This window comes from Sphingomonas sp. (assembly GCF_029239295.1).
In the GTDB taxonomy this organism is placed as follows: domain Bacteria; phylum Pseudomonadota; class Alphaproteobacteria; order Sphingomonadales; family Sphingomonadaceae; genus Sphingomonas.
The window spans coordinates 198,047-211,318 of record NZ_JAQZBC010000001.1 but is presented as its reverse complement, the minus strand read 5'-3'; the positions used below and the strand labels follow the sequence as shown (position 1 = coordinate 211,318).

The 13,272-nt window shown below is 64.2% G+C and carries 11 protein-coding genes; 5 read left to right on the top strand and 6 right to left on the bottom strand.

Annotated elements, in window-relative coordinates; all coding sequences use genetic code 11:
- Nucleotides 1-40 precede the first annotated feature (40 nt).
- Complete coding sequence (locus tag K0S66_RS01025; RefSeq protein WP_301073213.1) at nucleotides 41-532, bottom strand: hypothetical protein; 492 nt, start codon at nucleotides 530-532, stop codon at nucleotides 41-43.
- A 1,427-nt stretch (nucleotides 533-1,959) separates the two neighbouring features.
- Here K0S66_RS01025 and K0S66_RS01020 point away from each other — a divergent pair.
- On the top strand, nucleotides 1,960-2,457 hold the full coding sequence (locus tag K0S66_RS01020; RefSeq protein WP_301073212.1) for a hypothetical protein: 498 nt from the start codon (nucleotides 1,960-1,962) through the stop codon (nucleotides 2,455-2,457).
- A 12-nt stretch (nucleotides 2,458-2,469) separates the two neighbouring features.
- Nucleotides 2,470-2,751, top strand: a complete 282-nt coding sequence (locus K0S66_RS01015) for a hypothetical protein (protein ID WP_301073211.1) — start codon at nucleotides 2,470-2,472, stop codon at nucleotides 2,749-2,751.
- A gap of 217 nt (nucleotides 2,752-2,968) precedes the next feature.
- On the opposite strand, the gene K0S66_RS01010 is transcribed toward K0S66_RS01015, so the two are convergent.
- Entirely contained in the window at nucleotides 2,969-3,415 is a 447-nt protein-coding gene (locus K0S66_RS01010) for a hypothetical protein (RefSeq protein ID WP_301073354.1), read from the bottom strand.
- 6 nt (nucleotides 3,416-3,421) lie between these two features.
- Here K0S66_RS01010 and K0S66_RS01005 point away from each other — a divergent pair, with 6 nt between their 5' ends.
- The 3 genes from K0S66_RS01005 to K0S66_RS00995 are packed head-to-tail and all read left to right on the top strand — an operon-like array spanning nucleotide 3,422 to nucleotide 7,651.
- Nucleotides 3,422-4,078 carry an ATP-binding protein gene (locus tag K0S66_RS01005; RefSeq protein WP_366520764.1) on the top strand — a complete coding sequence of 219 codons (657 nt, stop codon included), beginning with the start codon at nucleotides 3,422-3,424 and terminating at the stop codon, nucleotides 4,076-4,078.
- A complete protein-coding gene (locus K0S66_RS01000) occupies nucleotides 4,044-6,710 on the top strand; it encodes a S8 family peptidase (protein WP_301073210.1) in 2,667 nt (888 codons plus the stop codon). Before K0S66_RS01005 ends, K0S66_RS01000 begins: the two co-directional genes overlap by 35 nt.
- Nucleotides 6,707-7,651: a hypothetical protein gene (locus tag K0S66_RS00995; protein WP_301073209.1), complete on the top strand. Its 945-nt coding sequence runs from the start codon at nucleotides 6,707-6,709 to the stop codon at nucleotides 7,649-7,651. Before K0S66_RS01000 ends, K0S66_RS00995 begins: the two co-directional genes overlap by 4 nt.
- 61 nt (nucleotides 7,652-7,712) lie before the next feature.
- Here the strand turns inward: K0S66_RS00995 and K0S66_RS00990 are convergent, their stop codons facing one another.
- The 4 genes from K0S66_RS00990 to ppsA form a co-directional block, all read right to left on the bottom strand.
- Entirely contained in the window at nucleotides 7,713-9,017 is a 1,305-nt protein-coding gene (locus K0S66_RS00990) for a site-specific integrase (RefSeq protein WP_301073208.1), read from the bottom strand.
- 566 nt (nucleotides 9,018-9,583) lie between these two features.
- Nucleotides 9,584-9,742, bottom strand: coding sequence for a hypothetical protein (locus K0S66_RS00985; protein WP_301073207.1), 159 nt, complete (start codon nucleotides 9,740-9,742; stop codon nucleotides 9,584-9,586).
- Between the two features lie 77 nt (nucleotides 9,743-9,819).
- A complete protein-coding gene (locus tag K0S66_RS00980) occupies nucleotides 9,820-10,788 on the bottom strand; it encodes a 1-phosphofructokinase family hexose kinase (RefSeq protein WP_301073206.1) in 969 nt (322 codons plus the stop codon).
- The gene (ppsA, locus tag K0S66_RS00975; protein ID WP_301073205.1) at nucleotides 10,788-13,220 is read right to left on the bottom strand and encodes a phosphoenolpyruvate synthase; all 2,433 of its coding nucleotides are present in this window, start codon (nucleotides 13,218-13,220) and stop codon (nucleotides 10,788-10,790) included. Before ppsA ends, K0S66_RS00980 begins: the two co-directional genes overlap by 1 nt.
- Nucleotides 13,221-13,272: the final 52 nt, after the last annotated feature.

Here is a 13,272-nt window from a genome sequence, read left to right as displayed (position 1 = left end):
CGATAGCCGAGAGCGTCGAGCTCATCCTGGTCAGCGGCGCTCAGCATTGGCCGCCCTCCCAATTCAGCGGCGCGGGCACGATCGCGCCGCCCACCAGCTCCTGGTTGAAGTGCAGTTCGTCGTCGTCGTGCTCGCGGAAGGCGAGGTCACCGTCCATTGCCCAAGGTTGGTAAATTCGCTCGGGCCAGGTGAGCCGTTCCTCATCGGAGTTGTCGGCTTCGCGATCATGTCCGTCTTCGGCGTCCTCGTAGAACTGCCCTTCGACCATCGACATCGATAGCGGCGCGTATTCCGGCCAGGACTGGTCACCTTCCCCGGTGCCGTCCGGTTCGGCTGTGCCGTCATCCTCGAGATCAAGGTCGCCTTCGAGACGATCAAGGTGCGTCAGAAGCATATCGAGGTCGCGGTCCAGGCGCTCAATCTGGTCGATGAGGATCTGGACTGCTGCGCCAATCTCTTTGGGGTCGCCGCGCGCGAGCAGCAATGCGGGGAGCAGCAACGGCGCCGGGTGGCGCATCGTCATCATGTTCATGGTTTCGTTCTCACTGGATCGGCTTTCTACGGCCGTTCCGGGTGACGGACCCGGAGCCGGGGGGTAGAAACCTGCCAGTGAGACAGGCCGGCAGCTTTTACGCTTTCGCGCTGGACATGGCGTACCGCCCCCGGCCATAAGGCCTGAGTCGGAGCCATGCCGCCAAGCATGCTCGCAAGGGGAGCCTCGCCAAAGGTTCCCACTCAGCATCGCTCCCCCGCCAAGGGGATCGACGCCTATCACTGGTCCGGGTTTCTACGCCCACGGATCAAGATGCACCGAACACGAAATCAGCGCAAGCGCCCTCCGCCAAGAGGGTGGCTTCCGCGCGTGCGCAGATCGCACTTCCACCGCCGCCACCACCATGCCATCCTCGGCACAGGCGGAGGCGACCCGGCAATTGATAGGAGTGGCTGAGATGACGCACGTACTTAGCGCGCGCGAGCGGAAGCTCCTTCAGCACTTGGAGCTTGATGATGAGGTTTACCAGATCCGGGGCAAGCTCCCTGTTGGTACGGGCGAAATAACTCTCGATCGACTGACCAAGTTGGGGCTACTTGAAACCGGGCCCGGCCGCTTCGGTGAAATCGGCTGGCGACTGACAGAAGATGGCTGGCGGTGCATGTACGGCAAGCCGAAGAGCGAGTTAGGGGCGGAGGGTGCGCCTCATCATCCCCTGAAGGTTTGGAGCTGGCCGCCCACGTTGACCGCGCCGCGGGTGCCGGCTCGCTCCGGTCCTCGGCTAAAGACGGTCACTCCGCGTCTGTCCGAGTTGGCGCCTCGCCTGTCGCCACTTCGCAAGCGCTGACTGCTTGTCAGGCCGTGCCCTCCGCCAGGAGGGTGGCTGTCCCACGTGCCGGCGGCGGCATCGGCGTAGGTGCACGAGGGCTAGTCGCCCTGCCCTAAAGGATCATCGCCCCGCCGCCCGAGACTGGCGCGTCGGGACCGTGCACGCTCCAATGAACAATGGCCCGAACAGCGATCGAACTGCACCGTCATATCACCCGCGCGATCGAGAATGGTCGTGGGGTCCGGCTTGAGCGTCACGATCTCGACTTCCTAGTCGCATCAGGAGCGATCGAGCATCTCTCGAGGTATGTCGACGAGCGACTCCGCGAAACCGCAGCTGCGCGGGCAGCGGAACGTGTCGCCCTTGCTCAGACGCCCGCATTAATCGACGAGGTGGAAACTTCTCGCCAGAGAGCTCGTCGAGTCGTCTCGCGAGATGCTTCCGATCCGCAGGTGTTAGCGCGGCGAGCGCAACGCGTCTTCGGCACGCGGCAGGAAAAGTAAGCGGTCTTGAACTCCGGCCGTGCCAAGCATCCCGGAGGCTCGAAGTCATTCGGCGGCTGATACTGATGCGCTTGGCGTAGACCGCAAGTAGTCCTCCGCCGAGGGCACGCTTTCGCGCGTCTGACGCGTGTGCCATGAACGACAGGATTACCGAGCATGACGACACGCTGGCGCCGGCGAAACGCTGGTTTCAGGCGGTCGCACTTGGTGCGGCGGTGATGGCGTTCTGCCTTCAGCCCCTCTTACCGCTGGTCGATGGCCGCGAATTCTTTTCGAACGCTGTCCTGCTGGCGGCAGGGCTAACCCGCGCTGCGACTTGGATGGGCAACGAGCAAGCGTGGCGCGATCCTCTGGGCGCTTACAACGGGAATCACGATCTCGTGGGCCACTTACGGCATGTTCACGACGTTCAACGAGCCCGCGAAGCTGCGCGGATCAATGATGTCCGCTGCCTCGCCATTCAGCGCGACATGCTGAGCGCACACCCCCGCATTGCCGCCGGCCCGGACAAGTTCCAGGCGCTGGGCTGCCGGCCGCAGGGCACCGACACGCGCATCTTCGTGCCGCCAACCGATCGGGAGCGCGCCGCGGGCAAGGCGCTGCCGCAAGGTGGCTATCCACCGCCGCGGTGATACGAGCGCCGGATGACCGCTCTCGATCGCATCGAACGCCTGCCGGACTGGCCAGCGCGTATGACCGCGCCCGTCGCTGCCGCGTATATGGGCATTGGCCACGCTACCTTCCTTGTCCGGTTCAAGCACATGGGCGTCAAAGAGGAAACGAACATGCTGTGGGCGCGTGCGCAACTCGATCGGTTCATAGCTCATCATTTTGGTCTGCCAACGCTCAACGCGCCGGCGACTCCGTCATTTCAAGACGAATACGCGATCTGGAAGGCCGGACGGGCGGCTAAGAACAAGAGCTGACGCTTAGTGCGCCACGACGAGGCTCACTGATTGATCGCGAGCGCGCATCGGGCAAGGTGCCGCAGTTGAATGGTCATCCGCCGCCCGGATGATTATCGCGGCTAGTCATCTACGTGAGGCGATGCTCAAGTGCAGGCATGACCGACCAAGCGTAGCCGGCAAGCCTCTAGCAAAGAGCCGCTATATGCCGAGCGATAAATTAACCAGACGCTTCGTATCACCGCTTGACCTTGACCTTACAGGGTTGCGCGTCAATGAACTCAAGGGTGGCTAATCGCGGGGATTCGACCGCAGTGGTGAAGCGATGAGCAGAGCGGACCTTGTGATCCAGCTGGCAGAGGCCGGCGCACAGAACGACCATGCCAAGCTGGAGCGGACGGTGGCCGCGCTGGTTGCGGAAGCGCGCGCCAAGCAGCATCATACGCTTGCCGACCGACTCTCCAAGGCGCTCGGCGCCGTAGCGCCGCCGTCGCGCCAGGCCCCTCGAGCGGTCGGAGGTACGTTCCTGCCCGACAAAGTCCGCGATCTGGTAATCGAGCGCCCCGCCCGGCGGAGCATCGACGATCTCGTGTTGCCGCCCGAGGTCGAGGCGCAGGTGCGCGATTTGATTGAGGAGCAGCACGAGGCCGATCGCCTGCGTGCGAACTCGCTTGATCCGCGCCACCGCGTCATGCTGGCGGGCCCCCCGGGGAATGGCAAGACCACGCTGGCTGAGGCGATCGCTTTCGCGCTCGCAGTCCCGTTCCTGACGATCCGATATGATGCGGTGATCGACAGCTATCTCGGCGAGACGTCGGCGCGTCTCAAGCGGGTGTTCGAGTTCGCCCGCTCCACGCCCTGCGTTCTGTTTCTCGACGAGTTCGATGCGTTAGGCAAGGAGCGCGGCGACATTCACGAGACCGGCGAAATCAAGCGTGTCGTGTCCTCTCTTCTTCTCCAGATGGACGATCTGCCTTCTTATACGGTGATCGTCTGCGCCTCAAACCACCCCGAACTGCTTGATCGCGCCGTATGGCGTCGGTTCCAGCTGCGCCTTGAGTTGCCCATGCCGACGCGCGCCGACTTCCGGCGCTGGCTCAATCACGTCGGCGCCGACCGCAAGTCGCTCGGCATGGATCCCGCTGCGCTTGCACGCGATCTGGAAGGTGGAAGTTTCGCCGAGGCGGAGGAGTTCCTGCTGGACGTGAAGCGCAAGATCGTCCTGTCTAAGGGGCAGCCGAAAGCGATCGTCGTGCAGCAGATGAAGACTTGGAAGAAGAGATTCGGTCCAAAGACCGGAGTGGCGGAGGGGGATGGCGACCGAGATACTTCCGCTAAGTCGGAATAAGGGCAAGAAGCTAGATCGCATTCCTGGAACCCCGGACCGCCGTCGTCGTCGCGTCGTGCCGGTGGAGACGCAGGTGCGTCGCATCGGGCCAGCCATCGACCGCAGCCTGTCCAACATCCTTGATCGCGATGACATACGGCTTGCGGACGATCCTTCGGCCTTGGCGCCCGAGCGCGCGCTCGTGCTGAAGGTGATCGGGTCCCCAGCCGTGTTCGTCAACGCTGCCGCAAAGATCGGCCTGGAATGGCTGGCCGAGGATGTCACCACGCTACGTGGCGTCCGATCGTACTTCGAGCCGTTGGTAGACGAAGGCGACGACGAAGACGGCGAGGACGAGGATGCAGTCGGAGGCGCCGTCGGTGAGCTGAGCGAGTACGACTTCGACTTCCTGCTTGGCGAGGACGCCGTCCCAGACGACGAGACGGGCGGGGCGCTCTATCTCGGCATGCCGACCAAGGCGACCTTCGAAGCGCTTCGAGATCTCTGGGAAACGTACAAGGCGAACAAGCGGGCGCCGGACGGTCTGGGCGACTGGTGGAAGCTGTTCGGCCTGCTGCACGAACTCAGAGCATGGGGTCCGGAGGACCGGATCGGCGATGCGACGCTGCGCCGGCTGAGCGACGAGCGGGCGCGTCAGCAGAGCGACGACCTGCGGCTGGAATTCGATCTCTGGTACCGCGGCAATGCCACTGATCGTGATCGAGCGGTGATCGAGTTCCACGCTGCAGTGGAGGAGGTCGGGGGCGAGATCCTCGACGAACTGCGTCTCGACGATATCCGCTATCATGCAGCGCTGGTCCATCTGCCGGGTGCGGCTGTGGATTCAATCGTTGCTCGATCGGGGCCGCTCGCACTGGACGACGATATCATGTCGATCCGGCCGCAGAGCGGCTTCCGCTTCAGCATAGACGAACTCGTGTCCGGCGAGACGGAGGATGCTGGCGATGACGACGGTCCTCCTGGGCGAGCGGAGATCGGCGCACTGATCGATGGGTGGCCGGTCGAGAACCACGTGAAGCTGCGCAACAGGCTTGACGTGATCGAGCTCGACGTCGCGGACTCGATGGCGCCGGTAAACCGGCGCTTCCACGGGAGCGCCATGGCGTCGCTGATCCTGCGCGGCGACCTTCACGAGGAGAATGCACCGCTCGATCGCAGGCTGAAGGTGGTACCGGTGCTGATGCCCGACGGCCCGTACGAGACCCCGCCGAAGGACAAGTTGGCACTTGGGGTGATCCATCGCGCCGTGAAGGAACTGAAAGAGGGCACGGGCGGTCAGGATCCGAGTGGCCCCGACGTCGTCATCATCAATCACTCGATCTGCGACGAAGCCGCCGGTTTCGCCGGAACCATGAGCCCGTGGGCGCGGCTGCTGGACTATCTAGCCTGGAAGTATCGGGTTCTTTTCGTCGTCAGCGCGGGCAACATTCCCGAGCCGTTCGAGGTGCCGGGTTATCCGACGGGTGCCGCAATGCGGGCGGCGACGTCAGAGCATCGTCGGACCGAGCTGCTGCGCGCCATCGAGGCGGCGAAGTCGCAGAGGACAATCTTCGCGCCGGCTGAGTCCGTAAATGCGTTAACCGTGGCCGCCGCTCACTGCGACGGGTCGATCCTCACGCTGCCTGGCAGCGTCGCAGATCCCTATGGCGATCGCGCGGTGCCTATCCTCGGCTCCGGTCTGGGGCACGGCTTCAACCGCTCCGTGAAGCCGGACGTCATGCTTCCCGGCGGCCGCCAGATCGCACTAGCGACCGAGGGCTCGATGCTGCGCGTCCATGGCCGCGAGCATGCTGACCGGTATGGCCAGCTAGTCGCAACCCCCGATCCCGCAACGGGTCACCTCGACTTTACGCGGATGTCGTCCGGCACCAGCAACGCGGCGGCGCTTGCGACCCGCATGGGAATGATGATCGGCGATGTTTTGGATGACTCGCCGATCAATGCTGGGGTGCCGTGGTATCGACGCGATACAGCGCCGTGCGTCTTGAAGGCGCTCATTGCACACGGCGCGAGCTGGGGCGATCTCGGGCAAGAGATGACCGACATCCACATTCCGGCCGGCAGCGTGCCGCGTCGGAAGGAAGCGGTGTCGCGCGCGATGGGCTATGGTCCGGTCGACGGCCGTCTCGTCGAAGGCGGCGGGCATCGCGTCACGCTGCTCGCCGAGGACAGAATTCTTAAGGAAAAGCGGCACGAATGGCTTATTCCGCTTCCCGATGATCTGCGATCCAGTACCGAATTCCGCAAGATCGTCGTGACGCTGGCTTGGCTGACCCCCGTGTTACCTAACAGCTCACAGTATCGGGCCATCGGGCTAAACATGGTCGGGTCGAGCGGCAAAACTAATATCTGGGAAGGCGTGAAGCGACATGGCGCCCAGCCCGCGGTCGGTTTCGCCAAACGCGGAACGCTGATCCACGCCGTCTACGAGGGCAACAAAAAGGCCATTCCCTTCGGGCCTGAAGGAGACTTCGTGATCAACGTGCAGGCGACAGGCAAGGCCGCGGGACTGTCGAGGATCGAGGTGCCCTATGCGCTGGTCGTCTCGATCGAAGTGGCCGATTCGATCAACGCCGACATAGCTGCGTCGATCCGGGGACGTTTGGCGCAGCGGGCAAGGGCAGGACGATGATCGAGTTCGACGAACAGCTGAGCCTTGCCTATCGAAGCGACGCCGAACTCGCCGACTATCTTGAGGCGATCGGCGACGAGGAAGGAGCGCGAGAGCTGCGTGCGGCCGGCGCCCGCGGGCAGGGTCTCGCGCGGCTCCTAGGCAAGGTCTATACTCATTCGGCTCACGTCGTGGGTTACATTCCGGAGGGACGGCCGACAGGGGAGCTAGTCCCGATCAAGTCGGCCTTTGAGGCCGAACCGGACCACTCGCTCGTCGGTTCGCAGATCAAGGTGACGCTGGACGCGTTTCAGGTCGCCCAATACCCGGGCTTCGGACAGCATACGGTGCTGTTCGACTTTCAGGGTCGAGATCAGGCTGGCGACGAGGCGCAGGATCTCCAGTTCGCGACCGTGCTCACCATCAACGACAACGATCGAGCTGCCGTGAATGGCGTGCCGATCTTCACGGGGCTCACGGTCCCGCGAGACGGTCTCTCCTTCAAGGCCCGGACGATCCTGATCGCCAACAAGGGCGATCAGACGATCATTGACGTGCTGCAGAGCTCCGCGTTCAAGGATGGGCTTAAGCTCATGGGCCAGGTGCAGCCTGCGCTCCCGCAGCTGGTGAGCCTTGCCGGCGGTATCGCGCAGAATTTGCTCAGGCGCGAATGGAACGAGCAGGTACAGCTGTTCGATCTCGGGCTGGATTTCGGCGCAGGGCAGACCTCGGCCCGTCTTCGTCGCGGGTCTTATGTCGTCGTGCAGGTGCCAGGAGCAAGCATGTGGCGCTGGGGCTCATGGCGCTTCGATCCGCATACAATGAGCGTCGTCGATAGCGACGGTAAGGCAGCCCCGTACAACGTGATCGTATTTGGCATCACGGAGAGCGCTTCAGGCGAAGCCCGATCAGCGATGCGGGCGGAGGGGCAAACTGCACTGGATGCATCAAGGCACGCTTGAACTCATGTTTGGCCGTAGAAGCAGGGGTGTGTGCCTCCGCTCGAGATCTTTGCGGCCATCCTCACCGCGCCGCTAGATTGATCGGCACAACATTGCTGGCCGCTGCCGGCTCAAGCAGTTGCGCCACATGGCGCCCCCACGCCTCGAGCGCCGCCCTCTTCTCGTCCCGCCAGTCATGCCGCTGATACACACCCGCCACGCCCGACTTCGCACCGCTGACGTGATTGAGCACCGCCTCAGTCACCTCAAAGCGCACACCGAGCCTTTGCAGCCCAGTCGCCAACGTTCGCCGCAGATCGTGCACGCGCCACGCTGCGAACGGCGGGGGATCGCCCCCTGCCCCGGCCTCCTCTTTGAGGACGTCATCGATCGCCCTCTCAAGCCGAGCCTTAGCCTTCGAATAGCCCGACACCGACGTCTTCCCGTTCGTCGTGAAAACCAAGCCCTTACGCGGCCACTTCACCTTGCCAGCCGCGCGGGTCACACCCGGCATGCTGTCGAGGATCTCGACGACCGCATCGGTGAGATGGACTAAGTGCGCGACGTCGTTCTTCGCCCGCGCGGCGGGCAGCGTCCACAGAGCGGCATCTCGCTGCAGCTCGCTCCATTCCAGCCCAGCCACCTCTTCGCGCCGCTGGCCGGTGAGTAGCAGGATCTGGAAGTATGGTCCGAACGGATATCCCAACGTGCCAGCCGCCTTCCATATCGTCACCAGCTCGTCGTCGGTCAGAACGCGATCGCGGGATGCAGGCGCGCGCGGCGGCTCATAGCCCTCCATCGGCGAGCGTTCGATATCGCCGCGCGACACCGCCACCCGGAACAGACGCCGCAGTACAGTGAAGGTGTTGCGCCGCGTGCCGGCATTCGTCGCCGGCAACCGATCGAACAGCGCCGATATGTCCGCCTTCTTGATCTTGGGCAGCGGTGTGCTGCCGAGCGCTGGGATCGCATGGAGCCGGAGTGAGCGTTCGGCCAAGCCGTAGGATCGAGCCCACTCCGTTTTCGCGTATCCGGCGAGGAAGCGATCGCGCGCATATGCGTCAAACGCGAGATCGACAGCCTGGCGTCGGCGCTCCTTCTTGTCCGCGGAGGGATCACCCCCCTGCCCCACCAAACGCGCCAGCCGCTCGGCTTCCGCGCGCGCCCGGTCGGCAGTCCAAACGCCATGCTTCCCGATCGTGAACCGCGACGTCTTCGATCCACGGCCGCCGAGCCGATACTGGAACACGTAGATGCGAGAACCGCTCGGCGTGACCTTCACGCCGAAGCCTTTGATCGACCGGTCCCCGGCATCCCAGACGAACACGTCGGACTTACCCGGCTGGATGCTCTCGACTGCTGTTTTCGTGATCCGCGCGCTTGCCATAGCAATCACGCTAGCAAGCACCCAGCAATCACGGCAATGGGAAACAACAGGAACAATAAGGAAACAATGGGAAGGAAAGTGGCGGTTTTCCTCCGTGAACCGTTAACCCGCCTCGGCGCACCCTTTCGCTTCTAAGCTTGGGGCCGCAGGTTCGATTCCTGCCGGGCGCGCCATGTCCCGCGTGTGGCCGCTGGCCACATGATCGCGCCGTGTTTGCTCGAGGGTACAGTTCAACAGGTGCCCGGGACAGGATCCGCTGAAAGTTGAGCAGCGCCGTTTGCCTCCAGATACGAAAGCCAGGAAAATATTTCGCAGATCAGATCGCTGGTCACGCTAAGGTCTCGGCCCAGCTGAGCTATTCTGATCTTTAGGGTTATTTACGTAGTGCATCGATGGAGGGTGCGCGCCTAGATGGCGCCGCCGCCTCGGCAAAGGAGGGCAGCCAGCCGAGGCGGCAACCTGCACCGTCAATAGACGGTCAGGATCGGGAGCAATCGGATGGTGCCGGATTGGCGAACAGACGATGGTCACGGCCCGCGCCGAACGTAGCGTACGGCGCGCTCTGTTCAGCGCAGGTCGCGCACCGGCGCATCGCCGGGGCATCGCGCCAGATAGCGGCGCGCCAACTCCAGATGAGCGGTACGCGCCTCCGTACTGCGCGCCCGGCGTACCATCGCCAATTCGGCGCGCGCACGGAAGATGGCATATTCGACGTCGCTTGGCATCGGATCCTCTGAACTGAACCGATTCTGATCTTAAAGCCGCCCCCCGAAAAGGAATTACGTAGAGTCCCGATCGACGCTCAGCGACCCCGGTGAGACTTGGTCGCCAGCACCGAACGCGCCGGCCGCAGCGCTTCGAACAGACCGAAGATCATCTCCGGCGGCGCGATCTGGGTACCATCAGTCGATAGAGTCGCGGAGCCGGCAGCCACGCCGAACCGCGCAGCCTCCGCCACCGGGCATCCCTGCGACAGCGCCCATGTCACCGCGGCGACCATCGCGTCGCCGGCACCCACCGCGCTGCGCACCTCCACTGCCGGTGCGGCGATACGCTCGGCACCGCCCTCCGTCGCTAACAAGGCGCCGCGGGGGCCGAGCGACACGAGCACCGCATCGGCAAAGCCCGCCTCCACCAGTCCCACCGCCGCCGCGGCCTCTTCTTCCTCGCCGATCAGCTTGCGACCAACCAGCAGTTCCAGTTCGCGCAGATTGGGCTTGATCATATAGGCCCGTCGCGTGCCGCTGGTACGCAGATGCTCCCCCGGCAGGTCCAGGATCAGCCGCGCCGCCACCTTGTCGCACCAGTCGCTCAGCTGCTGGATCAGTTCGGGACCCACCCCGGGTGGCGGGCTGCCGCTGATCACCACAAACTCGGGCGGTGGGCGCACGGCCATGACCCGGTCGACACAGCTCTGCTGTTCTGTCGCGCTCAGCACCGGGCCGGGCATCACGAAGCGATATTCCGCGCCGCTGCGCGCCTCGGTGACGGTCAGGTTTGCGCGAGTGTCGCCCGCGATCGGGATGAACGCGAAAGGGGTCCCGGTGCGCAGCAGCAGATCCTCGAACCGCGCGCGAAACGGACCCCCTGCGGTCACCACCGCCAGCACGTTGCCGCCCAGCGCGTGGATCAGATTGGCGACATTGATCCCGCCACCGCCGGCATAATAAGCGGGTTCGGCACAACGCAGCTTGTCGGTCGGCCGCACCTCGGGCGTGGACGTGCTGACATCAAGCGCGGGGTTGAGCGTGAGCGTGACGACCTTCGCCATCATCGACCGGCAAAGGTCTCTTCCGCCTTTGCGACATGCCGAAGCGTCTTCACGAACGAATCCGGGTTCAGCGAAATCGAATCGATCTTCTCGCTGACTAGGAAGGCGGCGAATTCGGGATGGTCGCTCGGCGCCTGTCCGCAAATACCGACCTTTCGGCCGGCGACGTGCGCGCGCCGGATGAAGTCGCCGATCGTGCGCAGCACCGCGGGATCGCGCTCATCGAACAGCTCCGACAACAGATCCGAATCGCGATCGGCACCCAACATCAGTTGCGTCAGGTCGTTGCTGCCGATCGAGAACCCGTCGAAACGCTGGCTGAATTCCTCCGCCAGCACGACGTTCGATGGCACCTCGCACATCATGTAGATCTGCAGCCCGCGCTCGGATCGCTCCAGCCCATGGCGCGACATTTCCGCCAGCACCGCCTCTGCCTCCGCGATCGTGCGGCAGAACGGCACCATGACGATGATGTTGGTCATCCCCATCACCTCACGCGCCCGGCGCAGCGCGCGGCATTCCAGCGCAAAGCCGTCGCGGTAGCGCGGATGGGCGTAGCGCGAGGCGCCGCGGAAACCGAGCATCGGGTTGGCCTCGACCGGTTCGAACGCCGCGCCGCCCAGCAGGTGGCGATATTCATTGGTCTTGAAATCGCTAAGCCGCACGATCACCGGGCGGGGCATCTGTCCCGCTGCAATCTTGGCTATCCCGCTCGCCAGCGTCTCGACGAAGAAGTCGGCGCCGCTGACATGGCCCGCGATCAACTGATCGATCGCACGCCGCTCCTCGGGATCGCTTACCTGCTCGGGATGCACCAGGGCCATCGGGTGCACCTTGATCAGCGTGGAAACGATGAACTCCATTCGCGCCAGGCCCACGCCCTTGATCGGCAACCGCCACCAGCGGAACGCCTGCGCCGGATCGCCTGAGTTGATCATCAACTCAGTGCGCACAGGGGGCAAGTCGGCGACGGCAATCTCATCGGTGGTGAACGCCAGCGCCCCGGCATAGACCCTTCCCGTGTCGCCTTCGCCGCACGACAGCGTGATCTCGGCTCCATCCTCGATCACCGCAGTGGCATTGCCTGTACCCACCACGGCAGGAACGCCCAGTTCGCGGCTGACGATGGCGGCATGGCTCGTAGTGCCACCGTGATTGGTGATGATGCCGGCCGCTCGCCGCATGATCGGCACCCAGTCGGGATCGGTGTTCTCCGCGATCAGTATCGACCCGTCCCTGAAAGCGCCAATGTCTGTGGGCGAGCGGATGATGCAGGCCTGGCCCGAACAGATCATGTCGCCGACGGCCGCGCCAGTGGTCAGCACCGGGCCGCGCTCCTGCAGGTGCCATGTCCGCATGACCTGACCATGCCGCGCCGACTGCACCGTTTCCGGGCGCGCCTGCACGATAAACAGCTCCTCAGTCTCGCCGTCCTTCGCCCATTCGATGTCCATTGGGCGGCCGTAATGCTCCTCGATCAGCACGGCCCAGCGGGTCAGCTGAAGTACCTCGGCATCCGACAGCACGAAACGGGCGCGTTCGAAGTGCGAGGTTTCCACCGTCTTGGTGCGCGCGCTGCCTCCCTGGTGGAAGATCATCTTCTGCGCCTTGGCGCCCAGCTTGCGCTCGACGATGGGCACCAGATGGGCATCATTGGCCAGCGGCTTGAACACCGTGAAGATGTCGGGGTCGACGCTGCCCTGCACCACCGTTTCGCCCAGTCCCCAGGCCGCGCTGACCACCGCCACCTTGGGGAAGCCGGTTTCGGGATCTAGCGTGAACATCACGCCCGATCCGGCAAGGTCGGACCGCACCATCAACTGGACACCGATCGACAAAGCGATCGACTGGTGATCGAACCCCTTCGCCTCGCGATAACTGATCGCGCGATTGGTGAACAAAGAGGCGTAGCACCGACGGCACGCATCCAGCAGCCCGCGCTCGCCGCGCACGTTCAGGAATGTCTCCTGCTGCCCGGCGAAGCTCGCGTCGGGCAAGTCCTCTGCGGTGGCGCTTGACCGGACGGCGACCGACGGACGGTCGATGCCATGGCGGCGGCCAAGGTCGCGATAAGCGGTCACGATCCCCTCGGCGAGATCCGCTGGCAGCTCGGCCTCAAGGAACTGGAGACGGATCGCCTCCCCCGTCTCCACCAGCGTTGCACGGCCTGCGCGCATCGCCGCGATCGATTCCGCGATCTGGTCACCGATACGGGCAGCCGACAGCACGTGGCGATAGGCGTTAGCGGTGGTGGCGAAACCCTCAGGCACCCGGATGCCACGCCCCTTCAGCGCGTGCAGCATCTCGCCCAGCGAGGCATTCTTGCCGCCGACCAACGGCACGTCGCCGGCGCGCAATTCATCCAGTGAGACGATCAGGCTGGCCTGGCGGCCATCCTGGTCACGGGCTCCGCCCTCGATCATGTCGGTCATGGTCGTACGCTGCCTGACACCGCCGGCGTCCAACATCCGCAATTGTACGTGG